Annotated in this window: 21 protein-coding genes; 14 read left to right on the top strand and 7 right to left on the bottom strand. The window is 52.9% G+C overall.

The window, feature by feature from the left end; genetic code table 11:
* Positions 1-44: 44 nt before the first annotated feature.
* Together BK816_RS02520 and BK816_RS02525 are read right to left on the bottom strand one after the other, a co-directional pair.
* Positions 45-623, bottom strand: a complete 579-nt coding sequence (locus tag BK816_RS02520) for a DUF1003 domain-containing protein (RefSeq protein WP_071163778.1) — start codon at positions 621-623, stop codon at positions 45-47.
* A complete protein-coding gene (locus BK816_RS02525; protein WP_071163779.1) occupies positions 616-1923 on the bottom strand; it encodes a magnesium transporter MgtE N-terminal domain-containing protein in 1308 nt (435 codons plus the stop codon). Before BK816_RS02525 ends, BK816_RS02520 begins: the two co-directional genes overlap by 8 nt.
* A gap of 162 nt (positions 1924-2085) precedes the next feature.
* Between BK816_RS02525 and BK816_RS02530 the strand changes: the two genes are divergently transcribed.
* Entirely contained in the window at positions 2086-3792 is a 1707-nt protein-coding gene (locus BK816_RS02530) for a YflT domain-containing protein (RefSeq protein WP_071163780.1), read from the top strand.
* On the top strand, positions 3779-4333 hold the full coding sequence (gene hisB / locus BK816_RS02535; protein WP_071163781.1) for a histidinol-phosphatase: 555 nt from the start codon (positions 3779-3781) through the stop codon (positions 4331-4333). Before BK816_RS02530 ends, hisB begins: the two co-directional genes overlap by 14 nt.
* 61 nt (positions 4334-4394) lie before the next feature.
* On the opposite strand, the gene BK816_RS02540 is transcribed toward hisB, so the two are convergent.
* Positions 4395-5930: an aminopeptidase P family protein gene (locus BK816_RS02540; RefSeq protein ID WP_071163782.1), complete on the bottom strand. Its 1536-nt coding sequence runs from the start codon at positions 5928-5930 to the stop codon at positions 4395-4397.
* A gap of 111 nt (positions 5931-6041) precedes the next feature.
* Between BK816_RS02540 and BK816_RS02545 the strand changes: the two genes are divergently transcribed.
* The 5 genes from BK816_RS02545 (at position 6042) to BK816_RS02565 (ending at position 10382) form a co-directional block, all read left to right on the top strand.
* Positions 6042-6614, top strand: a complete 573-nt coding sequence (locus BK816_RS02545; protein ID WP_071163783.1) for a DUF2809 domain-containing protein — start codon at positions 6042-6044, stop codon at positions 6612-6614.
* 8 nt (positions 6615-6622) lie between these two features.
* Positions 6623-7471 (top strand): PHP domain-containing protein, encoded by an 849-nt coding sequence (locus BK816_RS02550; RefSeq protein ID WP_071163784.1) that lies wholly within the window; start codon positions 6623-6625, stop codon positions 7469-7471.
* Between the two features lie 83 nt (positions 7472-7554).
* Positions 7555-8670: an ABC transporter substrate-binding protein gene (locus tag BK816_RS02555; RefSeq protein ID WP_071163785.1), complete on the top strand. Its 1116-nt coding sequence runs from the start codon at positions 7555-7557 to the stop codon at positions 8668-8670.
* A 99-nt stretch (positions 8671-8769) separates the two neighbouring features.
* Positions 8770-9555 (top strand): ABC transporter permease, encoded by a 786-nt coding sequence (locus BK816_RS02560; RefSeq protein ID WP_083379009.1) that lies wholly within the window; start codon positions 8770-8772, stop codon positions 9553-9555.
* A complete protein-coding gene (locus BK816_RS02565) occupies positions 9552-10382 on the top strand; it encodes an ABC transporter ATP-binding protein (protein ID WP_083379010.1) in 831 nt (276 codons plus the stop codon). Before BK816_RS02560 ends, BK816_RS02565 begins: the two co-directional genes overlap by 4 nt.
* Here the strand turns inward: BK816_RS02565 and BK816_RS02570 are convergent.
* Positions 10375-11154: a potassium channel family protein gene (locus tag BK816_RS02570; protein ID WP_083379012.1), complete on the bottom strand. Its 780-nt coding sequence runs from the start codon at positions 11152-11154 to the stop codon at positions 10375-10377. The genes BK816_RS02565 and BK816_RS02570 overlap by 8 nt on opposite strands.
* Positions 11155-11242: 88 nt before the next feature.
* Positions 11243-12841: a DEAD/DEAH box helicase gene (locus BK816_RS02575; RefSeq protein ID WP_071163786.1), complete on the bottom strand. Its 1599-nt coding sequence runs from the start codon at positions 12839-12841 to the stop codon at positions 11243-11245.
* A 206-nt stretch (positions 12842-13047) separates the two neighbouring features.
* On the opposite strand from BK816_RS02575, the gene BK816_RS02580 reads away from it, so the two are divergent.
* Positions 13048-13728 (top strand): ferritin-like fold-containing protein, encoded by a 681-nt coding sequence (locus tag BK816_RS02580; protein WP_071163787.1) that lies wholly within the window; start codon positions 13048-13050, stop codon positions 13726-13728.
* A gap of 236 nt (positions 13729-13964) precedes the next feature.
* On the opposite strand, the gene BK816_RS02585 is transcribed toward BK816_RS02580, so the two are convergent.
* Positions 13965-14201 (bottom strand): DUF3107 domain-containing protein, encoded by a 237-nt coding sequence (locus BK816_RS02585; RefSeq protein ID WP_071163788.1) that lies wholly within the window; start codon positions 14199-14201, stop codon positions 13965-13967.
* A 231-nt stretch (positions 14202-14432) separates the two neighbouring features.
* On the opposite strand from BK816_RS02585, the gene BK816_RS02590 reads away from it, so the two are divergent.
* Both BK816_RS02590 and BK816_RS02595 read left to right on the top strand, forming a co-directional pair.
* Entirely contained in the window at positions 14433-18107 is a 3675-nt protein-coding gene (locus BK816_RS02590) for a PD-(D/E)XK nuclease family protein (RefSeq protein ID WP_170299651.1), read from the top strand.
* Positions 18104-21634 carry an ATP-dependent DNA helicase gene (locus tag BK816_RS02595; RefSeq protein WP_071163790.1) on the top strand — a complete coding sequence of 1177 codons (3531 nt, stop codon included), beginning with the start codon at positions 18104-18106 and terminating at the stop codon, positions 21632-21634. Before BK816_RS02590 ends, BK816_RS02595 begins: the two co-directional genes overlap by 4 nt.
* A 90-nt stretch (positions 21635-21724) precedes the next feature.
* Here BK816_RS02595 and BK816_RS02600 read toward each other — a convergent pair whose 3' ends face one another.
* Complete coding sequence (locus BK816_RS02600; RefSeq protein ID WP_071163791.1) at positions 21725-23005, bottom strand: phosphotransferase; 1281 nt, start codon at positions 23003-23005, stop codon at positions 21725-21727.
* Between the two features lie 207 nt (positions 23006-23212).
* Between BK816_RS02600 and BK816_RS02605 the strand changes: the two genes are divergently transcribed.
* Genes BK816_RS02605 through BK816_RS02620 form a run of 4 tightly spaced genes read left to right on the top strand, consistent with a single transcriptional unit; the run spans position 23213 to position 26430 of the window.
* A complete protein-coding gene (locus tag BK816_RS02605) occupies positions 23213-24439 on the top strand; it encodes a CpaF family protein (RefSeq protein WP_071163792.1) in 1227 nt (408 codons plus the stop codon).
* Complete coding sequence (locus BK816_RS02610; protein WP_071163793.1) at positions 24440-25282, top strand: type II secretion system F family protein; 843 nt, start codon at positions 24440-24442, stop codon at positions 25280-25282.
* Positions 25279-26196 carry a type II secretion system F family protein gene (locus BK816_RS02615; RefSeq protein ID WP_071163794.1) on the top strand — a complete coding sequence of 306 codons (918 nt, stop codon included), beginning with the start codon at positions 25279-25281 and terminating at the stop codon, positions 26194-26196. The genes BK816_RS02610 and BK816_RS02615 overlap by 4 nt, the downstream gene beginning before the upstream one ends.
* Before the next feature lie 33 nt (positions 26197-26229).
* Positions 26230-26430, top strand: coding sequence for a hypothetical protein (locus BK816_RS02620; RefSeq protein WP_156981975.1), 201 nt, complete (start codon positions 26230-26232; stop codon positions 26428-26430).
* The last annotated feature ends 1 nt before the right edge of the window (position 26431 follow it).

Here is a 26431-nt window from a genome sequence, read left to right on the forward strand (position 1 = left end):
AAAAGATTTCCTTTATTGGTTTACTTCTTTAGCGGTCTTACAGTCTAAAAGTTTTCGGGAGTGTTCTCTAACTGGGGCAAGTCGGCCTCTTCATTCCCATTGGTTTCCGAGGACGATTCGACCTCGGCCCGATCGGCACGCAACTCTTCCAACAAATCGGCGAGAGTATCGCGCAGTTCGGAGCGCACGAAGTCACGGGTGGCCACATCTTGCATCGCCAAACGAAGTGAGGCGATCTCACGAGTCAAATACTCGGTGTCGGCCAGATTGCGTTCGGCGCGCTGACGGTCCTGCTCGGCCACCACGCGGTCACGCAAATCTTGACGGTTTTGTGCCAACAAAATGAGCGGAGCCGCATAGGATGCCTGGGTGGAGAACATCAGGTTCAACAAAATGAAGGGATAAGGGTCGAAACGATACCCGTAGAGCCCAATCAGGTTCACGGCAATCCACACCACCACAAAAACGGTCATGTAGAGCAAGAACTGCGGGGTGCCCATGTAGGTCGCAAACTTTTCAGAGAAACGCCCAAAGCTCTCGTTAAAGGAGGACTTGTTGGGATTATTTACTCGATTGAACCATTTGCGCTTCCCGCTGACCGGGGTATCTAAACGTTCAGCCATGTGCAGCGTTCTCCTCAATGGTGCGGTCAGTGATTTCGTCTTCAGCGTCACGCCAGTCATCTGGCATTAGGTGGTCGAGGACGTCGTCGACGGAAACCGCGCCCAGCAGTTTCCCGGCCTCGTCCACAACGGGGACGGCGGTGAGGTTATAGGTAGCCATCAAACGGGTGAGGGTACCAATCGAAGTTTCAGGGTCGACCCCTTCCACGTCAGTATCGAGGATTTGGCCGATTAGCGTCTGCGGTGGTTCGCGCAAGGCGCGCTGGATGTGCACCACGCCTAGGAACTTGCCGGTCGGCGTTTCCAACGGAGGACGGGTCACGAAAACAATGGCAGCCAAAGTTGCCGGAATATCTTCGCGGCGAACGTTAGCCAACAGCATGGCCACGGTCGCATCTGGCGGCAGGATAATCGGCTCGGTGGTCATCAAGCCACCAGCGGTATGTTCGGCATAGTTGAGGAGGCGGCGCACGTCCTCGGCCTCTTCCGGCTCCATCAACTCTAGGAGCTGTTCCTGTTGAGCTTCAGGTAGCTCGGACACCAAGTCGGCCGCGTCGTCAGGTTGCATGGCATCGAGGACGTCTGCAGCGCGCTTATCCTCAAGCGCGGTAATAATCAGAATTCGGTCGTCGTCACTAAGTTCTTCGAGGACGTCAGCCAAACGATCATCAGGTAGCTGCTGGGCGACCTCGATCATGCGCTGGTCAGACAGATCGTGGAGCGAATCTGCCAAGTCCGCAGGCTTAAGATTTTCCAAGGTAGCCAACAAGCTGGAAGCGTCTTGGGGGAGCCCCGCGATGGCCTTACCGGTAATGGAACCGACCTCGACCAGCAAAGATTCGCCGGTGCGACGGTAGCCCAAAGTGGACTGGCGGACGCGCTCCACATAGTATTCTTCGACCACCCAGTCACGCTGTGGGGTCTGGCCGAGGGCGATATCGGCGACGCGCCCCAGCCCAGTGCCGTCCTTGAACTCCACCAGACGGTCCATAATGTCGGCAATGGCCATTGATTCGGCATTGCGCTGTTTGAATCGACGGATGTCCAAGCGTCCGGTCATAATCACTGCGCCCGCTTCCATGCTGGTTACGCGGGTAAACGGAAGGAAGACGCGGCGGCGATTACCGACCTCAACCACGAGCCCAACCGCCCTCGGTTTGCCGCGGAAACGTAACAGAATGACGATATCGGCAACGCGACCAACGTGATCCCCAATGGGATCAACAACCGGGGTGCCGACCAAACGGCCCGCGAAAATCCGGGTGGTGCGATTTTTCCGTGGTTGACTTACTTGCGCCAAAACATACCCCCAAAACCGAAATGCTTGCCAGCCCAGTTTACCCTGCCGAGCCAAAAGATAGAAAGGCTAGTTTCCTCACGTTTTAACCCAGAAAACAGGTAATTTCAAGCAATAGTGGGGTTTTATCCGGCAAAAGCGGGTTAAAACTGGTTAAATCGAGACATGCCTAGCAATAATCTAGATTTTTCTAAGTCAGCGAAGCAACTACCTAATGGGACCGTAGTTGCTTCTTTTAAGTCCCATGATCAAGCTCAGCAGGCCCTCTCGGTACTAGCTGAGGCGGGCTTTCCCGTACAGACCGTTTCGGTGGTTGGCACCGACCTGAAGTTAATTGAACAGGTTATCGGTCGCATTACTTTCGGCAAAGTAATGGCCGCTTCGGGCGCTCAAGGGATTTGGCTTGGCTTCATGATGGCTTTGATTGCCATTGCCGTTTCTCCACAGCCGTCGTGGAATACTTTTGCCCTTGCCATGCTGATTGGTCTCATTGGCGGACTCCTATTTGGGGTCGTTGCCTACTTTATGCGCGCAAAGCAAGCCCAAGTGGTTTCCCAATCTCAGGTTTACGCCGCATCTTACGAGGTCGTCACCGATACGGAAGTGGCCCGCGCGATTGAACTTTTGGCTGGTGTTCAAGGAAATATGCTCCGTAACCAAGAACGTGCCAATGAGCGTAGCCGAGAAGTACGTAACCGTCCTCCGCGCTACGGCGTGCGTCTTTCGGCAAAGGAAACCCCAGCTCCTACCGAGCCGAACCCCACTCCAGTCGATAAGCCCGGCCCTCGCCCTGTCTTGCCAGAACATGCAGTAGTGGATGTAGCCGAGGCCGCCACCGGTGCCATGCCAATCGTGGGACAGAGCGCGGGCGACGTTACCCCGCAACCAGTTCCAGGGGACCGTCAAGGAGCCGTTATGCTGACGCCTAGTGGTCGTCGTATTCCTTCCCGTCGTGAACGTGCCCGCCTAGCCCGAGAAGCTGCCGCTAAAGCAGAAAATGGCGAGGGCGTAGCACCGCAGCAAACAAGCGAAGAGGCATCTCGACCAGAAGGTACCGAAGCCCAGCCGGCTCAATCAGAACTGTCTGCAATGGCTGCCCAGGCAACTGAAGCTGAAGTTACCACCGAGGTAGAAACTGAACGTGTGGAGGCCGTGGCTGCAGCTAATGAAGCCGCCGACCAAGCTGTAAACGATGCCACTAGCGAAACCGCTGAAGCCGGCGAATCGGTCCAGGCTGAGGTGCCGGCCAAAGCCGTGACTGCCGATGAAGCCAACGAGGGCGAGCCCCCAGTGGAAGCGGAAGTAACCTCTGAAGTAGAAGCTGACCGCACCGAAGCAGTGGAGGAAGCTAATGAAGCTGCCGCACAAGCTGTGAAGACAGCTCCTGAGGCTACCGATGAAGCGGCTGACACGGAACAGGTAGGTGACCTCGAGGCTTCCAAGCAGGAGGCTGAAGATAAGCAGCTAACTGAACAGGGGACCGCAGCAGAAGCAGAAGCCGGCGAACCGGCCCAGGCTGAGGTACCGGCCGAAGCTGTGACTGCCGATGAAGCCACTGAGGACGACACTCCCGTGGAAGCGGAAGTGACTTCCGAAGTGGAAGCTGATCGCACCGAGGCCGTTGAGGCCGCTAATGAAGCTGCCGACCAAGCCGCTGAAACTGCAGCGGAAAACGCTGACCAGGTGATGGAAGCAGCCCCGGAGAGCGCCGAACAAGCCACAGTTCCCCAGAACTTGGCTAAAAGTTTGGGTGAAGTTGAACCGAGTGAAAACTGGGAAGCTCCCGCTGAGCTACAGTCCTTCGATCAAATCATTGCTGAAGGCAGCGACGAACTCGAAGCAAATAACTCGGAAAATCATGACGACAAGTGAGCCAGCTCAGGGTGCCAAACCGATTCTTTTTGTTGATCGCGATGGCACCCTGATCACTGAACCGGCAGACTATGTGGTTGATTCATTTGAAAAACTACATTTTTTGCCGCACGTGATCACTTCCTTGTGGCAGTTACAGAATGCTGGTTGGGAGCTAATCATCGTGACGAATCAAGATGGGCTGGGAGACCGCTATTCTTGGGAAAATTTCAACGGTCCACATGAACTAATGCTGGATATTTTCGCTAGTCAGGGAGTCACTTTCCGAGAAGTCCTCATCGACACCACCTATGCGCGTGAGGGCAAAGCCACCAGAAAGCCAGGGACTGCCTTGGTTGATCATCTTCGTCGGGATCCCAATATTGATTGGAATCGAAGTGCCATGGTTGGCGACCGGATGAGCGATGCCGAGTTTGGGCACAACCTTGGGATTGGTGCCTTCGTGCTTTCCAGTCCAGATCCACAGTTAAACTGTGGCACTTGGACTTGGCCAGCCATTACCCAGCATCTGCTTGCCGGCAATCCAATTCCACAGCAATAAAAGCAAATATAGTTTGGGGGCGAAGCGGTTATCCGCTTCGCCCCCAAACTATTTAGGTTGTTTAGCTATTTTGAATGCGTTCGATCCAAGCTTCCACATCCTTAACGGTACGTGGAATATCTTCACTCAAACGTTCAACCTTGCCATCTGGACGAACCACACAGTCGTCCTCGATTCGCACGCCCATGCCACGGAAACGTTCCGGGGCAAATAGGTCATCTTCGCGGAAGTACAAGGCTGGTTCGATCGTGAAGCACATACCAGGTTCGAGCTCGGCATCGACATATAGTTCGCGCTTTGCTTGGGCGCAGTCGTGCACATCCAAACCGAGGTGGTGCGAGGTGCCGTGAGGCATCCAACGACGGTGCTGCTGTCCCTGCGGCGACAAAGATTCTTCAGCGCTACAAGGCAAAATTCCCCAAGCGTCAAGATGCTTGACTAGTACTTCAATGGCGGCTGCGTGCAAGTCACGGAACTTAGCTCCTGGACGATTCGCAGCTTCCAAAGAGGCCTCACAAGCCTCTAGAACTGCATTGTAAAGTTCTGCCTGTGCCTCGGTGAACTTGCCATCGACTGGCAGGGTACGAGTGATGTCGGCAGTGTAGAGGCTATCGACCTCACAACCGGCATCAACCAACACTAAATCGCCAGCCTTAACTGGGCCATCATTGTCGATCCAGTGCAAAGTGTTAGCGTGGTTGCCGCTCGCAGCAATGGTGTCATAGCCGAGACCATTGCCTTCTTCGCGAGCTACCGCCCCAAAAGCACCTTCAATTACGCGCTCGCCACGGTGATGATCGACAGCGCGAGGCAAGTTACGAATAATCTCGTCGAAACCAGCGTAGGTGACATCAACGGCATGCTGAAGTTCTTCAACTTCCCATTCGTCCTTGCAAAGACGGAGCTGGGAGAGCTCCCGCTCAAATTCGCTATCGAGGTCAGCGGCATCTTTTCCAAAGGCCAAACCGGCGTTCTGGCGAACCTCATTGACCAAGTTGGTGACATTGGCATCGGCCTCGGCTACCACTCGAAGCTGCACAGTGCCAGCATTCTTAGCCAGCGCATCACTCAAGCCGTCGATTGGGGCGCAGGTCAAACCAGTGCGGGCTTCCATTTCGGCCAAGGAAGGACGCGGACCAACCCAGAACTCGCCGTAGCGAGGATCAGCGTAGAACTGCTGAGAGGAACGCGAAGCCCGAGGCTGGAAATACAACACGGCTTCATGGGTCGGGCCATCCTCGGTCGGGTTAGCAATTGGTTCCAAGACTAAAACCGCGTCAGGTTCCAACTCGCCGCCCAAACCGGTGAGGTGGGCGAAAGCAGAGTGGGCACGGAAACGGTAGTCGGTGTCATTGCTGCGCTGCTTGTAGGTGCCGGCTGGAATCACCAGACGTTCGCCCTCGAACAATTTACCTAGACGCAAGTGGCGGGCGGGCAAGAAATCCTTTACCCGGTTGTTTGGGTCGACGAAATCGGGGCGAGGAGCCCAACCAGTGCCGATAAAATCGCGGAATGCTTGGCTATAAGGGTTGGTGGAACGTGCTTCGTTACCTTTGGCGTGTTCCACTTTAGAATCATCTTTTTTCTGCTCAGTCATACCCTCATGTATAGCACTTAGCGCAGGTAAATATGCATTTTTGGGCCGACCTTAGCCATCAGCTAAAGCCTAATGTGATTGCCGCCAAGCAAGCCAATCGAGGATGAATCTATGCTCCAGGACGCGTGGTGGCGTGCAAACAAAGACAAAGCAAGGCAGACTGGCGATATGAACGAGATGGGGAAAGCTAAAGGAACCGAGCCAATTGCAACCGGGCACAAAGGGGCACGGGGCAGCTTCTTGAGCTATTTTGGTCGGCTATGGGGGAGCGAAAATCCCTGGCAGGGCAGCACTTTTAGAGCCCGAGGGACCGAAATCCTCTGGTTTTATTTCCCTATTTTTCTTTGGACGTTGGCCTTTGGCTTATTTGGATCAAGTTTTCGCGCAAGCGTGCCGCAAACTGCCAACTTTTTCCTAACCATGTTCTATGCTTTGTTGGTTGCGATTGGACTAGGCGGCATTTTCGTTTTGTTTGGAAAGAACCCTCGAATTGCTCCTTGGGTAGCGGGGCTCTGGTGTCTCGCGGTAGAGTGTTTACAGGCAACGCAGTGGTTGTATCCGCTTTTGGATAAACATCGTCTTTTAGAATTTGTTTTTGGACGAACTTTTAGTTTTCTCGACCTTTTGTATTATTTGCCGGGAATTCTACTTGCTGCTTATTTGATTAGAACCCGAGAAAACTGAGGTGAAGTATGCCCGCACAGAAGATTGATTTACATACCCATTCGAGTTACTCCGATGGTACCGACACCATCGAAGAAATGTTACAAAAAGCGCAGGATGCCGGTTTGACCAAGATGGCTCTAACCGATCACGACACCTATGAAGGCTGGCAGGAATTTTCCGCCCTCGGCCCGAAATACGGGATTGACGTGCTTTGCGGTACCGAGGTTTCCACCAAACTAGACGGACACAGTGTGCACATGCTGGCATATGGTTACCAACCAGGCGGGGAACTCGACGCCATCTTTGCCCGGGCATGCGATTCGCGTCGTACCCGCGGCCAGCGGATGGTGGAAAAACTTTCAGTAGATTACCCAATTACTTGGGAAGACGTGATTGCTCAAACCGCCGGTGAAACTACTACTATCGGTCGCCCTCATATTGCGGACGCCCTCGTAGCTACCGGCAAGTTTGCCGACCGCAAAGCTGCCTTCAACGGTCCGCTATCACCGCAAAGCCCTTACTACGCCAGCTATTGGGCACCTACCCCAGTCGATGCCATCAAAGCCATCAACGCCAGTGGTGGCTTGGCGGTGATTGCCCACGCTTTTTCGATTACGCGGCGCACTTCTCCTTCTGATGAAGATATTGCCGCAATGGTCGAGGCCGGGCTTGCCGGGATGGAACGCGATCATCGCGATCACTTGCCCGAACAGCGCGCTCACGTCGATCGTTTAGCCAAAGAGTGCGGGCTTTTCGTGACCGGTTCTTCCGACTATCATGGCCTCGGCAAACCTAATCTTCTAGGTGAAAATACCACCTCGATTGAAGTCTGGGAAGAGATCTGTTCACGGGTGTCAGTTATCACCCTGAAATAGATTGAACCCGTTCATTACGTAGGAATACACTAGTACACGTCCTATTTGGGATGATAACTGTAAATCTATCTGGAGGTATTCTTATGTCCACCCTAATAACCAAGCCTCGCTTGTCACTGATTGCCCTGGCAACTGCCACCATGATGGCGATGGCCGGTTGTGGACCTGCAGTACCAAATAGCGATGGCCGTTCAGTTGGTTCCGACGAAGTCAACGGTGCCCCCAGCGCCACGGCCGAACAAAGCCCAGAAGAGGCAAATCAGCCGACCACTAAAGTCCGCTTCACCATGTCATGGACCGCCAACAATAACCAGACAGGTGTCTTCGTAGCCCAGCAAAAAGGTTGGTTCAAAGAGGCGGGGATCGACCTCGAAGTCTTGCCTTACTCCGGCCAGCGCCCCACGGAAGTAATCAGCGCAGGGGCTGCCGACTCTGGCGATACTAATGCCGAGGCCGTGCTCAACGCGTACATTAACAAGATGCCAGTAACCATGGTGCACAATACCCAGCAAAAGCCTTCGTATGGCATTTTGTACCTGACCGACAATCAGAGCATTAAGAGTGCCAAGGATCTTGACGGGAAAAAGTACGCTGACTGGGGCTCAGGCACCATCCGTCAGATGGTCATTGACGCCGTGAAGAACGATGGCGGGAAGGGACAGATTGAAACCGTCAACCTAGCTGGTCCCGATGCTTACACTGCATTGAACGAAGGTCGAGTTGATTTCACCACCGGTTTCTTCACCGTAGAAGGTCTACGGGCAAAGGCCGAGGGCAAACCATACACTTACCTCCCATTTGGTCAGTTCCAGGTGCCGGCCAACCCTGCCGACATCGGCATTGTTTTGTCCAACGATTTCATTTCTAAGCACCCACAAGCTGCTGAAGCTTTCACTAAGACGGTTCAAAAGGGCTACGATTACGCCCTCGAACACCCAGAAGAGTCGGCTGAACTGCTCGTGAAGGCGAACCCTGATGCCAAACTTGATCCTGAACTGACCAAGAAAATTCAGGAAGACCTTTCGCGCGACTACTGGCGTGATGCCGAGGGCGTAACCGGCCACGCGAATCTCAAGACCTGGCAGGAATACACCGACTACATGGTCAAGAAGGGCCTGTTGAAGGACGCCACCGGTAAAGTTTGGGATCAGCCGATTGACGCCGGTCAGCTGGTTTCGAATGAGTACCTGACCAAGTAAGAATCACGACCGATTCGATCGGGTAGCTATTCGGCTCTTTAGGTTAGCGCCCCTCTTGCTAGAATGAGGGACAATCTGACTTAGCTAGTAAAAACGTACTTGATCGAGGTTTTTATGAAGGGCTTGCTCCGCTTCGCCGGCAAATATTTGCCGGCCCCGTTGACTGCTATCGTCCTAGTAGCGCTCTGGCAGTTGACGGCCACACTGAGCGGAGCAAACCCTCGCCTTTTACCCTCCCCACAAGTGGTTTATAGTTCCTGGTGGGCTGACCTGTCGTCGTGGCAAACTGCTTGGCTGGCCACCACTTTTGAAGTTCTTGTGGGCATGATCTTGGGCTGTCTTTTGGGGCTCGGGATGGGCGTTCTAACTTTCAGTTCTCGTTTTGTGCGCCGTAGCTTTTACCCCTTGCAGCTGGTGGCCCAAACCATTCCGATTATTGCCTTAGCCCCACTGGTGCTGATTTGGTTCGGTTTTTCTATCTGGGGCAAGATTGCTCTTGTCGCACTATATGCTTCATTCCCAGTCACGATCGCCACGGTTAAAGGGATGCGCCAAGCCAGTTTGGCTCAGGTCGAGGTCGCCCAAACTTTGGGAGCTAATCAGCAGTGGTTGCGCCGGCATGTGTATTTGCCGGCCAGTTGGCCGCAGGTTTTCTCTGGCATTAAAATCAGTGCGACTTACGCTTATGGCACTGCGGCGATGGCAGAATATGTGGGGGCGGCAGCCGGCCTCGGCGTTTATTTAAATGCGGCCAAAGCCAACTTCCGAACCGACCTAGTATTTGTTACGGCAATAACTTTGGCTCTTTCAACCTTGGGATTATTTCTGTTGGTTTGGGTCTTAGAGCGCTTGGTGGTTCGTTATCCCTTGGGAGAGAAAAGATGAGCCCAGATCAAGCATTAGTTTCGCCTGCTGCCGGCATCGAAGTGTCGTTGAAAAATTTGGGATTTTCGTATGACGATCATAGTTTTTGGGGCCGAGGACGAAATACTCGTTGGGGCTCTAAACGCAGTGGGACCCAAGTTTTAGCTGAACTAAATTTGACCCTGGCACGAGGAAAAACCACCGCAATTGTTGGCCCCAGTGGCTGCGGTAAATCCACCCTGTTAAGAATTTTAGCGGGGCTGTCCACCCCAAGTAGCGGGCAGATCGAAATCAATGGACAGATAGTTTCAGACCTAAGTGGATACACCGCTTTAATGCCGCAGACCGACGCCCTTTACCCTTGGCTACGGGTGGAGGATAATGTGGCTTTGGCTTCTGCGATTGCCGGAGTGGATAAAGGTGCTCGGCGGCAATCGGCCTCGGCAATTTTGACTGAGCTGGGGCTGGAAAAATGGGCGAAAGCTTGGCCGGTGGAACTTTCTGGGGGCATGCGACAGCGAGTTTCTTTTGCTCGTACCTTGTTGTCTCATCGACCGCTATTGGCTTTGGATGAGCCATTTGGGGCGTTAGATGCGCTCACTCGAGAAGAGATTCAAAATTGGTTCTCCAGCCAAGTAGCTAAGCGTGGACTAACCACGGTGGTGGTCACTCACGATATTTCAGAAGCGGTGCGCTTAGGACATGCCGTGGTGGTACTTAGTGAACGACCGGCACGGGTCGTGGCCGCTTGGCAGTGGCCCGATTTGCCTGATTATCAGAGCTCTGCAGGTACTTTGGAAGCGAGTCAACGAATCGCCAAAGTGCGAGCAGCGCTCAGTGCTAACTAGCTTGTTCTTCTTGCTGGCTGAGTCCTTCGCGCAATGCTTTCACTTCTTGCGTTAGCTCGCGAATCAGTATTTCTTGTTCGCTCATTTTTTGCAGGATTTGGGAGGTCTCGTCCTCGGGATCTTCCTCGGTTACTTTCTGGATAATCCAAGACGACAACAAACCTGTGACCACACCAAGTAAGGCAATTCCAAAAATCATGAGGGCGATAGCAATCACGCGCCCATCGGCAGAAACTGGAACCGTATCACCATAACCAACCGTAGTGACTGTCGCGATGGCCCACCAAAGAGCCTGCGGGAAAGTCTGAATTTGCGTGTCGGCGGCATTGCGCTCAACATCAAGAATGGCTAGAGCGGAAACGATCAGCACAATCAGGGTGGTGCCGATGGCGTAGGTGGCCACTTTACCGCGCATTGCATTGCCGGCGTGACGATCGAAAACTCTTAAAACCGCTAACAGCTGTAGCAATCTTAGGGGCCGGAACATGGGCAAAGAGATGACCAATAGGTCAAACCAGTTCCGTTTAACGAAGGTCCATGGTTCAGGGCACAAGGCCAAACGAACCAGATAGTCGATGACGAATAGTGCCCACAAAGCGATTTGGGTCCAAAAAAGGATCTGTTCTTCGAGGGGGCTCAGCGAAGTGTCGAGTACCGACCAGGCATAGGCAATGAAGAAAGCAAAAGCCGCAATCATGAGGGGAGTGTCAAGTTTATGCTCCCAACGTTTTAACGCCTTTTCCGAACGCTGCCACAGAGCTTTTCTTTTCACTTTCTCACCACACCTATTGTCAACACATAGATTTGCTGACAGTTTGACGCCAGCCCGAATGAATTAGGCTGGCGTCAAAACCGTTTACTCAGTCTTCTTTTTGCTGGTACTTACGGACGCGCTTGCGAGCGGGACGAGCCTTCTTTTGCCCCTCGGTCCGCTCTTCACGTTTGGCTTCACCTTGACGACGATCGCGGCCTCTGCCACCCGAGGACGAGTCGCGACGACCATTACGGCCACGGCCATCAGAGCTGCGACGACCCCCGTTACGATCATTGTTATTGCGTGATCCGCCAGCCTTGACGCTGAGGGCTTCGCCTACCTTCGCCCCGGCATCGCGCGGGATATCGAGGTCGGTGTAAAGGTGCTCGGAAGTGTGGTAGGTTTCGACCGGTTCTGGGCAACCCAAGCCAAGAGCCTTGTCGATTAGACGCCAGCGGGGGACATCGTCCCAGTCAACGAAAGTGACGGCAGTGCCATTGGCGCCTGCACGACCGGTACGGCCGATGCGGTGCAAATAGATTTTTTCATCTTCGGGGCACTGGTAGTTAATGACATGGGTGACATCGTCAATGTCCAGACCACGAGCCGCAACGTCGGTGGCAACAAAGACGTCCACTGTGCCGTCACGGAACGAAACCATGGACTTTTCGCGGGCACCCTGACCGAGGTCGCCGTGTAGCGCGGAAACCTTGAAACCGCGACCGGCAAGTTCTTCTGCTAAAGCTGCACAAGTGCGCTTCGTGCGCGCAAAGATGATGGTCTTACCACGGCCGTTTGCTTGCAAAATGCGGGTGAGTACCTCGGACTTATTGAGATTGTGAGCGCGGTAAATTACCTGCTTGATGCTCTTGACGGTAGCGCCCTGATCGGTAGGATCTTGCGCCCGAATGTGGGTTGGACGGGTCATGTAGCGACGAGCCAACGCCACCACAGCACCGGGCATAGTAGCCGAGAAAAGCATGGTGTGACGGTTCGCCGGGGTACGTGCCAAAAGGGTTTCGACGTCTGGGAGGAAGCCCAAATCAAGCATTTCATCGGCCTCGTCAAGAACCACGGTGTGCACCGCGTTTAGGGCCAAAACCTTGCGCTTTAGCAGGTCAAGGAGGCGACCTGGGGTACCAACGACGACTTCGACGCCTCGTTCTAAAGCTTCAATTTGTGGTTCGAAAGGCATGCCACCGTAGATTTCGACTACGCGAATCTTAGAGTGAGAGGCGGCGGTAATAAATTCGGAAGCGACCTGCTTCGCTAGTTCGCGCGTTGGCACCACAATTAGGGCCTGAGGAGCGCCAGGGATCAAAAGTTTGTCATATTCATCCGAATCAGGGGCTACCACATGCTGCAAAGTTGGGATGGCGAAGCCCAAAGTCTTACCGGTACCAGTTTTAGCCTGACCGATAATATCTTGGCGACCGAGGGCGACCGGCAAGGTCAACGCCTGAATCGGGAAAGGATAGGTGATGCCGCTGTCGTTTAGCGCCGAGACGAGGTGATCAGCCACCCCAAAATCGGCGAAAGATTTTTCGTGGACGTTCGCAGTCGAACCGTCCTCGTCAGTAATGTCTGCTTCTACCTCAAGTTCGGGAGAGGGAGCATGGGCATTGGAAAGATCCACTACGCCAGAAGGAGCGCTGGGGGTAGTTTCTTGTACTTCGTCATCAGAAACAGAGTTATTTGTGCTCAAAATATCAGCCTTAAACTGGGTCCCACCAAACGTTGGTGAGAGAAATGTCGGCAGCCGATCGCGCAAATAAACCCTAAAAACAGGGGACCTCACGGGTGCTAAATGGTTACTAACTAGTAGCGACCGGGCAACCACGGACGCTTCTATCCTAGACCTTTACCGACTGCTTTGCTCACGCACGGCCTATAAGGGTTAGAATGTGAGGTATGACTGCAAGTGCAAATCCGGAAGAACATAGCCAATTCTTTGATCCCGATCAGGCTGACGAAAATACCCTAGGTAAAGCCACTGCGCCCCAAGCCGGCTTCGTTGGTTACGCCACCTTGGCGGCGGTAGGTCGTATTGGAAAAGACTCTACGATGTGCCCGAACGTGGCACAGTCCCTCCAATTGGCCAAGATGGTGTCAACTGCCTGCCAAGCGATGGAAAAGCTTGATGAGTGGGCTCAGAAAAATGGGGAAGAACTCCAAGGGATTATTGCCGCTTTCTACGGCAACGTCAACGATTTAGAATCGCGCTTGCGCCCAAAGGATTGGTGGGAACGCCTCGTCAAGTCCTATGTCACTATTGGCCTATTTGCGGATTTGGCCAAAGAAGTTGGGGGCGGCACCGACCTCGAGCTAGCACACCCAGCCATGACTGATTTCGGTTATGCCAACTTCGCCCAGCCGCTCTTAAAAAGCTACGTGGCAAGTCATCCTAATGAAGCCGCTAGGCTCTCACTATGGGGGCGCCGCGTCTTTGGTGAAACGCTTGGTTTGACTCGCGAAGGCTTGACTTTACGCTTGGAGCTTGGTGTTCACGGTACCACCCGTTTGCTAGAAGTAATGCAAAAACTTGGGGGGATGCATGAAGCCCGGATGGAAGCCGCTGGGCTTTCTGGCTAAGCATGGGATCGCCATCTGACTGAGCATGGAACCACTTTCTGGCTGAGGATGGGATAACAATCTAGGCTGCGCTTTTGGGCCATATTGCTCAGAAAGATAATCTACTTGGTTGCCTTGAATGGCCGATAAAGACAAAGAATTGCGCCGCCCCTCGAAAGAGTGGGCGGCGCAAAATCGTAAGACAAACAGTCAATCTGGCTCAAATTGCCAAGCTAGTATGAACTTGTTTAGAAAATCTAGACGTTAGGTACCAAGCCGAAACCGACGGTGCGCTTTTGTTCTGGCACAATCTCAACATAAGCCAAGGACTTTGGGTTAATCAGGACGGTACCTTCCTTCGCGGTCTTTAGCTCTAAAGTCTCATCAGTGCTCAAGGAATGAGCCACTGCTGCTTTCAGCTCGTCAGCGCTTAGTTCCACATCTTCTAGGTTTAGCTCGCGAGCTACACCCGACAAACCAATCTTCAATTCCATCGCACAATCCTTTCAAATTTATACTGCCCTGATTTTGGCACAGGTAGCCTCAAGATGCTGTTTTGACTAGCTAGATTCGCGCACAGCACACAAAAAATGTCGATCTACTCTGAGAGCAAAAACAATATCTTTTACCGTGAAAAATAACTGTGCTGAGTAAAATAGTTTATGGGTTCGACCACGGCGGTCAGCCCACGTGGGGACTTAAAACAAGGGGGATTGCCAATGCAGATGCGAGTACGATCATGGCCAAAACCGGTCGAACTAGATCCGGCGCAACAAGCTGCGTTGACTGCCTTTCAAACTGGCACCCCCGTGGTACTCTCCGGCAGTGCTGGTAGTGGCCTAACCACCACAGCCCTTGCTGCCTTTGGGGCTGAGCTGGCGCCCGAGGGCGAGCATCGCCTTGGCGACACTGACGGTGGGGGACGCAACGACCTGTGGATTGTCCCTACCGGCGAACAAGCTCGACGCTTGCAAGGTTTGGTTTCGCACGCCGCAGGAAAAGAAAACCGGGTCAGTCGACCGGTGAAAACTATGGCGGCTGTTGCCTTCCAAATTTTGCGTCAATACTATGTGGAACGTGAAGATCCTCTCGGAGTGCCCAAGCTAATCACTGGCGCAGAAATGGATATCTTCCTAGAAGAACTACTGGAAAAGCAGACCTTCCCTTGGGATCCAAAGATTCCCCGCGAAGTAATTGAAAGCGAACAATTCCGCACCCAGCTGCGTTCTTTCCTTGATGAGGCCTTTGCCCAAGGCTGGGACATGAACGAAATCGCTCAAGTCGGCCAGTGCCAAGACAAACCAAACTGGCTTGCTGGAGCACAAGTTGGGGCAGAAGTAAATGTGGCCATGATTGAAATGCAGCGCCTGACTGCACTAATGGAAACCGGAGAAATACCTGCGTGGCAGTCGAATTCTGCGACCATCGAAGATTGGGCTTCCCGCCGAGATGGCTTACGTCTTAGCGCCCCTGGAGCGATTCGTTTAGCCAGCTTCATTCTGCGTCATTGGGACGATTTGGCCACAATAGAGCGAATCCAAGCAGCCCGCCCTCGTTATACCCGCATTATTGTTGATGGGGGACAGGAACTGGATGCAGCAGCCCTCGACTTATTGACGGTACTATGCCAAGAAACTCCTACATTAGTGACTAATAATCCCAGTGTGGCCTTGGCTTCTTACCGTGGTGGTTTGGCACTGACCAGCACAGAATTGGCCGAACGGCTAAATGCGCAAGAATTCCACCTACCTGGTCAGTACCGACTTCCTGTAGAACTAGCTCAGTTCGTAGACCAGACCATGGACTTAGTCCCGATTGGGGAAAAACACTATACTTCCGCTCGATCCGAAGAAACAAGGAAAATGGGGGAGCCAAATCCCCAAAACAGCCCGTCGAAGACTGACGCAAAACAGCAAACCTCGAATCGCCAGGACGTTGAGGATCAGGCAAAAGCCCTGCCTTACGAGGCGGCGGTCTACGCCTCTTCCTATCAAGAAGCGTTGGCAACAGCCGCTAAAATCCGTGAACTTCACCTGAAAGGCAAAGTCTCCTACGACCAAATGGCAATTGTGGTTCGTTCTGGAAGCCAAATCTCAGAGCTGCGCTCGCAATTATCGGAAGTGCCAACTCGGGTCGTTTCCCAGGCGCTAGTGTTTTCTACCCACCGGTTAAGCCGGTTAATGCTGGAATTGTTGGCTGGAACAGTCGATCTTGATGAGGTTTTTACCGGTCCACTTTTGGGTGTTGACCCCTTGTCTTACAGCGCTTTGGTTCGTCACATCGGTGACCTTTGGCAGATCGGCCCCAACTATTTACTGGCGCAAGCTGCCGGCGTGGCAACTAGCGAAGTAAATCAGGAAAACACTGAGGAAGCCAGTGCTGCGGTGGATGAATCGGCAACCGTGGCCGTCACGGATCAGACTGTCTCAGATTCAGAAGAATCATTTATTCAGCCCAGTCCGGTTGCTAGCGCCCTCGGCCAGCTAAAAGCTGCTTTAGGGCAAGGTGAAAACCACTCCCAGTTCCTTGAGAGGGTGCAAACCTGTGAAGATGCTGAAGAGATTCTAAAACTAATCCTTTCGGATCTAGAGCTAACTGAACTGTTTGCCCGCACTCTTTATGGCACGACTTTGGCTGATGTGGCTGAAAAACTGCTCCCAGCGGCCAAAGTGCTCAAAGCAGCTAATCGCTCGCACATGCCTCCTAGGCAAAAATTATGGGATCTGTGGGAAAGTGCCGGTGTGGCCGAAAAATGGCAAGAAATGGCTTTAAATGGCAGTGATTGGGCGGATGAAAATCTCGATGCGGTTCTAGCCCTTATGCGGGCGGCAGACTTGTGGGAGCAGGCTAATCCGCAAGGTAGCGCAGAAAGCTTTGCCAAGAAGGAACTTGAATCGACCATCCCTTCAACTAACTTGGCCAGCACTGGCTATCGGGGGCCAGCAGTTGACCTCCTAACCAGTGCCCAAGTTGCGGCCCGCGAGTACCAGCACGTTTTCGTCATGCAACTGCAAGAGAACCTTTGGCCAAATCTGCGACTGCGTGATTCTTTCTTTGATACTTCAGAGCTTCGAATCCGCAAAACCCAGATTGCGTTATGTGACGATCTGCCTTTCGATCCGGCAGCCAGACGCCTCGAAAAACTGAGGGATGAAGTGCGCATGTTTACCGCAGCACTGACTCGCGCTACGCAAAAGGTACATCTTTCGGCATTCGCCAATGAAAATGCGGCCCCTTCACTGTTCTTTATGGCCTTAAAGGAACTCGCAACCCAAGTTTTTAAGACCGATGGTTCAGGACAACTGCAAGTCAGCAGTGCTCCCAAGAGTTTTGACCTCAATGGGGTTAGCGCCCACCTACGTGCTTTAAGTCTGCAAAATGGTGGCGATCCTAAACAGGTAGCACTGCAAACGGCGCAATTGATTAAGCTAGCTGCTGCGGGTGTAGAGCATGCTGACTGGCGAAACTGGCCACAGGCATTACCACTGTCTACCCTCGACCCGCTATATCAGCCAGATACTGAAGTTGCAATTAGCCCCTCGGCCTTGCAAAGCCATCTTGAATGCCCACTTAAGTGGTTCTTTAGAAGTGTGGCTCGTACCAAGCCTGGCGAAAAGCAACTACTTGGTACCTTCTTACATAGTATGGCCGAAAATCGGGCTTTTGGGGATGAAGAGGGACAAGTCGATCTTGAGACTTTAAAGACGGACATGTTAGCTTCACTCGATCGAGCTTGGGATGCTATCGGTTCCCCGCGAGAAACCCTCGAGGGGCAGGACCAGTATGAGAAAGCCGTGGAAAAGGTAGAAGTTTTGGCCACGATTCTGGCAGCTTCCACCCCAGTGGCGGTGGAAGCAGAACTGGTCGCTAAAGTCGGCGACAATGCTCGAATCTGGGGCAAAGTCGACCGGATTGAACAACTTTCAGATGGGCGCATCAGCATCATCGATTACAAGAGTGGAAAACCAATCGCAGTGAAGGATGCGGTAGTAAATCCGCAACTGTTGGCTTATCAGGTCGCTTGGGAGGCACTGCCGGCGGCCGAAAAAGCCAAGATCCTCGGTTGCTCACCCCAAGAGCTATCTGGCCAGACGGGGCAGGTAGCCAATGCCAGCCTTTACTATCTAGAAAAGCGTTCCAAAGAACCTTTCCCCAGTCGCACTCAGCCAGCTCTGACAGGTGATGGCCAAGGTGAGCTGAGCGAACTCGATGTTGATGCGGCAGTAGCCGCACTGGATGCGGAAGCACCCACCCTTGATCAAGCTAGACAAGTCGTCCACAGTGCGGCGAGCTCGATTAGGGCTGGTCAGTATCGCACAAAGGTCAATAACCAGTGTGATCGCTGCAATTTCAAGTCCAGCTGCCCCAGCCAAAGCCAAGGAAGGAAACTATTCTCATGAGCAAGTACTCTCCGGAAGAAATTGCCCAAGCCTTGGCGAAAGCAACTGGGCAAAAGGCCTATCCTCCCACCGAGGAACAATCGGCTATTATTACTGCTCCACAAGCGCCAACTCTGGTGGTCGCTGGTGCTGGTTCAGGTAAAACGGCGACCATGACCAACCGGATCCTCTATCTGGTTGCAAACGATCTGGCCCAGCCCGAACAAATTTTGGGGCTAACCTTCACCCGCAAAGCAGCCATGGAATTTCGCGAGCGAGTCTGGACCGCCCTACGTCATTTGCAAGGAAGTGGGTTATGGCAGCCGAAAGAAGAAAACTTTTCGGTTCTGACCCAGCCACTAATCACCACTTATAACTCCTATTCCGCGGACCTAGTGCGCGAATACGGGTTCTATCGTGGCTTTTCCGGTGAAGCTCAACTGATTGGTAGTGCGCAAACCTGGATGATTGTTGACGAACTGGTGCGCAAGGCCCCAACCAATGAGGTTGATGAACTAAAAGAACATGCCCTAAGTTCCATCACTAAGGCCGTCATCGCCCTTTCTTCTAAGCTCGGCGATCATCAACTTGATTCTCAGCAGGGCAAGCAAAAACTGGCGGAACTTTTGACCAACTTGGAATCGAGGGAAAAAACCTATGCCGATGTCAAGAAGATCATTTCTTCTCTAAAAGCCCGTCAGCAGATACTTGACTTGGTGAAGAAGTATGAGGTTTACAAGCATCAGCATGGTTTCATGGACTTTAGTGACCAGGTACTTTTTGCCGCCCAACTAAGTGAAATCGACGAGGTCGTTGACGCACAGCGAAATTTGTACCAAGAAGTCTTACTCGACGAATTCCAAGACACTTCCTATGTGCAGTTGAACCTGCTGGCGAACTTGTTCAAGGACCATTCTGTGATGGCGGTGGGGGACCCATTACAGGCCATTTACGGTTGGCGTGGGGCCAGCTCGGCTGCACTTTCCATGTTTCCACAAATGTTCTCCACAAGTACAGATCAGTCTGCCGAGGGCGGTCAAACCGACTCAAAGCACGGTTATCGCAAGTTCACTCTCAGTACTTCCTGGCGCAACGATGAAGCCATTTTGAAAGTGGCTAACTTGGTGGCACGTCCGCTCGATCCGACGGAGAAAAACAACTTCAAAATTTCACAGCAGGACGAAACCTATGAACTTGGGTTTTCGCCCATCTCCGCACCATATGAAGGCGAGCTAGAGGAGCCTAATCGTCCTGCAGAGATCGCAACGGTGGAGCTGCAGCCTCGACCTGGTGCTGGCGCGGGCGACGTGGAAATCATGAACGCCCTCGATGAAGAAGCAGAAGCACAACATTTGTGTGATTGGTTCGAGCAGGCAATCGAAACGGAACAAGCAAAAGGCAAGTTCCCACAAATGGCCATCCTTTGTCGACGACGCAAGCAAATTGAAACCATTGTTCGTATTTTCCGACAGAATGGGATGCCCATTAGCGTCCTCGGCCTAGGCGGACTGATGGGGGAACCGGTTGTAGCTGACTTAGTGGCGGCATTGCGCGTCGCAACTGACGAGGACGAAGCTGAAGCCATGTTGCGCTTGCTAAATAAGTGGAACCTCGGCGCCCTCGATTTGAAAAACCTAGCTCGTGCCACCCGCGAGAATGAGGAACACCCACAAGGACAAACCCTAGCTGAAGTGGTTTGTAGCTTCGATAAGCGCTACCCGTATTCGGCAAAGCAGCCGGCAAAAGTAACCCCAGCAGCGTGGCGTCGACTCTGCCAGCTTTCACACCAGCTCAGGCAGATACGTCAAACTGCTGGTTGGACACTAAGCAAGCGCGTAAGCGCAGCCATTGAGGCTCTGCAGCTAAACGTGGAAGCTCAAACGGTCCCCGCGGACCTGGTTTCCCTTGAATCCTTAGCTACCTTTATGACAGTCGTGCAGGACTTTGAAGCCCAGAATCAAAATGCGGATTTGCGAACTTTCTTAGCCTGGCTGAAAGTTGCTGAGGAAGAGGAACGTGGCTTAGAAGGCCCAGCTATGGAACCCAATCCGAACGCGGTTAACCTCTTGACCGTGCATGCTGCTAAGGGACTGGAATGGGACTATGTCGCGATTCCCGGCATGATTGAGGGAGCTTTCCCATCCATCCGTGGTGGGGGCAAAAGCGGAGCACTTGACGCGACCCGCGACAACTATGCGACCTCGGGCTGGCTTACCTCGATCGAAGAATGGCCGGATCCGTTACGCGGCGACATGCAGTTCCTGCCAACTTTCTGGCTGCCGGAAGTGGAGAAAGGAACGGAAGAGAAAAAATACCTTGGGATGTACAAGCAGTTGTTGGCGGCAGAAACCATTGCCGCAGAGCGTCGTCTTGCCTATGTGGCCTTGACCCGCGCTCGTACCCATTTGCTGCTGAGTTATCCGCATTTGCGTGACGAAAGTTTGCGTTACCCTTCGCGTTTCTTGGTGGAGGCAGCGGCTTGCGGTCCGCAAACCTTCAGCCACTGGCGCGAACTCCCTCGCAAGGGCGATTACCAAAGCCCGAGGGTACGTGAACTGGTACTGCAGGGAAATATCTGCTTTAGGCCACAACCTACCGAAGAGGAACTGGCCGCAATCGCGAAAGCGAATACTGAATTTGCTTGGCCTGCAAAGTTCTCGACCTGGGAGCAGGGTCTTCAGAGTTTTGCCGCTAGCGCTAATAGCTTGGTGATGGCCACTAGCGAATCCCTTGATTTGCCGGTCGATCCGTTCACTTGGCCGGTTTCGCTAGCACAGCAGGTTTCTGACCAGGTACAGGCTAAGCTGACCGAGGACGAGGCGCGTGAGTTCGCCCGCTCCCAAGCAGATATCGACCTGCTGCTAGCCGAGGCGGCTGAAAAGAACGCTAGGATCACGATGGAAGTCGAACGGATGAATGCTACGTCCTTACCTGCCATGTGGCAAGATCCGGAGGCTTTCTGGCGTAATCAGCGCCGGCCGATCCCTGCTGAGGTACGGGAAGAAACGTTCTTGGGGACTTGGTTGCATGCTTGGATTGAAACCAAGCTACGGCGTGCTGCCCAGATTTTTGAGTTCGAAACCGAAACCGCCCTCGGCGAGCTAAATGAAGCCCAGGCTAAGCGAGTGGCAAAGTGGCAGGACGTGTTTGACCACCTGGAATGGGTTGACCAGTTGCCCATCCTAGAGGTGGAAGCCGAGTATGTCGCTCATCTGCATGGGCTGGCGGTGCCTTGCCGAGTCGATGCTGTTTTCGGAGCCACACCCTTAGGCACCGAACCTAAGGCGGGAGAGGCCAAAGTGCTTTTGGTGGACTGGAAGTCTGGTTCTTTGCCGCGCGATCCGAAACGTCGCGAAACCTATGCCATGCAGCTTTGGCTCTACCGGCAGGCGTACGCCCAAACTCATCACTTGCCTCAGGACGAGGTGCAAGCCCAATTAGTGTTCTTTGGCTCGAATGGTGCCACCCTTACCTTGGATGAACTATTGGCCGAGGGCGTTCTTGGGGATGATCCGGCGGCGCTGCTCGCTAAAGCGCTTGGCGAATAATTCGCTTCGCCCTGACTTTACGCCGGTTTTGCCGACCTTAACGCAAGTAAAAGGAAGCGAGCGTTAGCTGCCACCAGCTAGCGCTTTGACTCAAGCGGGACGGTTAAAATCTGGTGCTTGAGGCAGCTGGATCGTTTCTAGTTCAGCCGGATCCAACTCCTTGGAAGGTGCTTCTTCACCTAGCTCGGTACTAGTTGGCGAAAACTGGGGATCGCTGTGGGGGAACGAAGTCACAGTAGAATCCTCGTCAAAGGAAGTCGCCGTTGGATCGTCCGCGAAGGAAGCCATCCTAGTATCGTTTGTGAGGGAAATTGTCCCAGTATTGTCTCCACCGATACCGGTAACTGGCGGCAAAGTGAAGGACACGCCCTCGTCATTTACAAGTTCACCGCTGCCTAGAGTCAGGTCGTCTTCAGAATCAAGCTGTGCGTCGTAGGCTAGTACTTCTTCGGGCTCCAAGCTAGCCAAGTCAGCATCAATTTCGGCGAGGATTTCGGTAGCTTCAGCGATGGCGGCCTCGTCAGATTTTTCAACTGCCTGGTACAAGTATGTGGCAATCGCCAGCTCGGACAAGAACTGGGCACGTGCTTGCAGGGTGTCTTCATCCAGACCGCCTCGCCCTCGAGCATAGGCCGCCAACACTTTCGCGAAAAAGTCGTCACTGGTACCCACTAGAGCCCATACGAGATCAGCGGCTGGATCCGAAATGACCGACTGGGTGAAACCACCCATGGCCATCACTACTTTGCCGGAAGTGTGGAAGTGCTCGGCCTCCAGATTTTGGTGCGCCAATGTTGGCAGATAGTCCCAGAGGTCATCATTAGCTAGGATATTTTCCCAGTGGCGTTTCACCCGTGCTGGAAGCAGTCCGGTGCGGTCTGCCGCGGCAATGGTTTGGTGGTGGCGGTCTCGCTGCTCTTGGGGAGAGTAGGCCGGAAGACCAGCGTGGTAGAAGGGGAGTGGGTCGAGTTCATGAAGCTGCGCAATTGCTCGACCAATCGCGCCGGCCAAGGTTCGGGGCCGACATTCGGAAAGCTTAAGTGGGGTTCCTACGCAAGGGTAGGTCACCAGTACACTCTGCCCATCACTTTGACCGAGGGCGACCGGGCGAGGCACGTCGAAACCGATTTTGCCTTCATCATGTTTCTGCCCCAACAAATCGAGGACGGCATTCTGAGCCTCCATCGTAGCGCCAGCCATCGGTGAGCGCGGAATGGTGACAATCCATGTATTTCCCTCGGTATCGATGACGGCACCGGTTTGGAAATCTTCACTCAGGTAATGCGGACCCGAAGTAGCCGCCACCTTCAGATCAGGCATGACTGCCACCGCTAAGGAGGCAAGATGAATGGGAGAAACAGCTTCTTTCACCCCTCCACGTTATCCCACCAAAGAAGAAAAATAGGTTAGCCTACGGCAGTTGTCTCCAGATTCGTCAATTTTCCGCGGAGGCGACGAAAAGAATGGTGATTTTTTCTCTCCACCAAAAAAGTTATCCACAATGCGAGTGTATTAACCAGAAAACTTTGCGAAAGTACACTAATATGCAACTGTTGCACACAATACAGGGTGGTGACTATGGATACATTATTGTTGGAGCGGCAAGCTCGTCGGCGAGTACAAGATGCCGGCATTAACCCTATGACGGATTCGCTTGCCCTGCGTCAAATAATTTCTGAAGTAGTTTCCGACCTAGAAGTGAAGATACTAGAAGAGAATGAATCGGATCTTTTCGACCCGCAGACAATCTGTGCCCAACTCTCTGCGAAAATCGGGGGTTTTGGTCCTCTGCAACCTTATCTAGAGGACCCCGAGATTGAAGAAATCTGGGGAAATGCCCCAGATAAGATCTTCATTTCTAAACGGGGTAATACTCAACTTACTCCAGTAATCATGGAAGCAAGCGAAGTCAAAGATCTGGTTGAACGCATGCTGCTTTCTTCGGGCCGTCGTCTTGATTTAGCCTCGCCCTTTGTTGATGCCACGATGCCTGGCGGAGAGCGACTACATGTAGTTATCCCGCCTATTACCAGCGCGCATTGGTCCTTTAATATCCGTAAGCATGTGGTTAAAGCACATCGTTTGTCCCGGTTAGTCGAACTTAAAACCATGCCGGCGGGTTTGGCCGAGCTGCTAAAGGTGTGCGTAGAACAAGGGCTTTCGATACTAGTTTCAGGTGCCACCCAGGCGGGAAAAACTACCACAGTCAGAGCACTCGCTGGTCAAATCCCAGCAACTGAACGGGTGATTACTTGTGAGGAAGTATTTGAGTTGGGGCTCGCGCATCGTGATGTAGTTGCTTTGCAAACTCGCAATGCAAACTTGGAAGGCGGCGGTGCAATTCATCTCCGGGACTTGGTGCGGGAATCCTTACGTATGCGACCGGAAAGACTTCTGATTGGAGAGGTTCGCGGGGCTGAAAGTCTCGATATGTTGATTGCTTTAAACTGTGGCATTCCAGGGATGTGCACGATTCACGCGAACTCCGCGAGGGAAGCGCTACATAAGCTTTGCGTTTTGCCGCTTTTAGCTGGGGAAAACGTGACTAACCAGTTTGTTATGCCCACAGTTGCCAGCACGATCGATCTCGTAGTGCAAATGAAACGCGACAGAACAGGTGCCCGTTATGTTTCAGAAGTGCTAGCGGTTACTGGTCAAGTTGAAAATGGGGTGATCGTTACTTCCACCCTATTTACCAGCGATGGAATCCAGCCTCAAGCGCATCCGGCACAGATTCCACACGAGGAACGTTTCGAAGCTGCTGGAATCGAAATTAGAGAACTTTTGGCCAAGGTGGCGAGCTAAATGGGCGAAGCAATCGGTACCATCTTCGCTATCGGGCTTTTGCTGATCTGGTGGTCATGGGAGACCCCTGGGAAGATAGTTTTAAAGGCAAAACCGTCAAGGCTTAGCCAGTTACTACTGAGGGCGGGTTTACCTAAAACTTCACCGGCTCTGGTTTGGCTAGCGATGCTGGTCTTGGCAGCATTTTGGGGACTTTTAGTACTTGCCTTAACTCAGACTTGGTTAATTGCGCTCATTGTTGCTGGCGGAATCGGAATTACCCCGATTTTGATTTTGCGCGCTTGGGCCCGCGCTAGAGAGAGAAGAGTAGCCCAACTTTGGCCAGATGTAGTGGATGACATGATTGCTGGGGTTAGAGCTGGCCTGCCGCTAGCCGAGATTCTTAGTCAACTCGCCATCACTGGTCCTGAAGAACTAAGACCTGATTTTGCGACCTTCACCAGTGATTATCGGGTTAATGGCAGTTTTAACCATGCACTTGACGTATTAGCGACGCGTCTGGCAAATCGTGATGCCAATCGACTTTTTGAAGTCTTACGTCTTTCCAGGGAAGTAGGTGGGGCCGACCTCGGCAGCCTACTTCGCGATCTAGGTGAAATGATGCGAGCAGATTTGCGTACTCGCGGGGAGATAGAGGCTAGGCAGTCTTGGACTACCAATGCCGCCCGATTAGCAGTAGTGGCCCCATGGATTGTATTGGTAATGATCACTACGCGAACCGGAGCCGGACAAGTCTATCGATCCGGGCAGGGAGCAATGGTACTAATCTTCGGATTAGTGGTTTCCTTAGTGGCTTATTGGTTGATGCGTCGTGCGGGCGATATCAGTGAGGTCGGCAAATGAATCAAACCATGATCTTAGGAGTGCTGTTAGGAGCTTGTCTCAGTAGTGGAATACTGGTCATCTGGAGTGCTGCAAGGCGAAACCAGCCGAGTCTAAATACTCGATTGATACCATACCTATCGGACCAGTTGGTTGAGAATCCTCGTCTAGTCGCACCGTCGTTTAGGCAAAAACTATTGGCTCCTATCTGGCATTTTCTGGATTTGCTTTTGCATAAACTTGGCTCCACGAATCATTCGGTCAAAAGTCGTCTTTCTCAGGCTGGTTGGCATTGGCAATTGCGTTCCTTCCGCTACTTACAGGTGGGCAGTGCGATTGCTGGCTTAGCGCTTAGTTCCTTGTTGATTTTTCTACTTCTGGTTGTCCGCTCAGTTTCAATCCCCATAACTATTTTGATTATGCTGTTCGGAACTTTCTTCGGAGTCATTATGCCTGATCAGTTGCTTAGTGCCAGAGCTAAAAAACGACAAGCACAAATCAATCTCTCAGTGCCAGACGCGGCAGAGCTGATTGCCTTAACTGTTGCCGCCGGCGAAGGAATCGTCTCAGCGATGGGACGAGTCTGTGAAATGACTGTGGGCCCACTAGGGCAAGAACTGAAACTTACAGTTAACCGGATTTTGGCCGGCGGGCGGATCGAAGCGGAACTACGCAATCTCGGATCACGTAATAGTGCCCCTGCCTTATTGCGTCTTTGCGATTCGCTGGTGATCGCCCTCGATCGCGGTACCCCCTTGGCGCAGGTCTTACGTTCCCAAGCCATGGACTCACGCGAACAAGCAAGGCGAGAACTGATCGAGGCCGGAGGAAGACGAGAAATCGCCATGCTCGTGCCGGTGGTATTTCTCATCTTGCCTATCACAGTACTTTTTGCTCTGTACCCAGGGCTAATCGCTTTAAAAATCGGATTCTAACCCCAGAATCCACTTCGAATGAAAGGAAAGAAAATGAAAAACTGGATGTTGGCTCAACAACTGAAACTTCATGCTCGTCTCGTTGACTTGCAGCAAGACGAAAGCGGAGATGTACCCGGCTGGGTCCTAGTTACCCTAATGACCGCAGGTTTGGTCACCGCCTTATGGCTGGTCGCGGGCGAAGCTTTGCCGCGCCTGTTCTCTGATGCCATTAATAATGTGACCCAGCCGTAGC

It is taken from the genome of Boudabousia tangfeifanii (assembly GCF_001856685.1).
GTDB classification, from domain to species: Bacteria; Actinomycetota; Actinomycetes; order Actinomycetales; family Actinomycetaceae; genus Boudabousia; species Boudabousia tangfeifanii.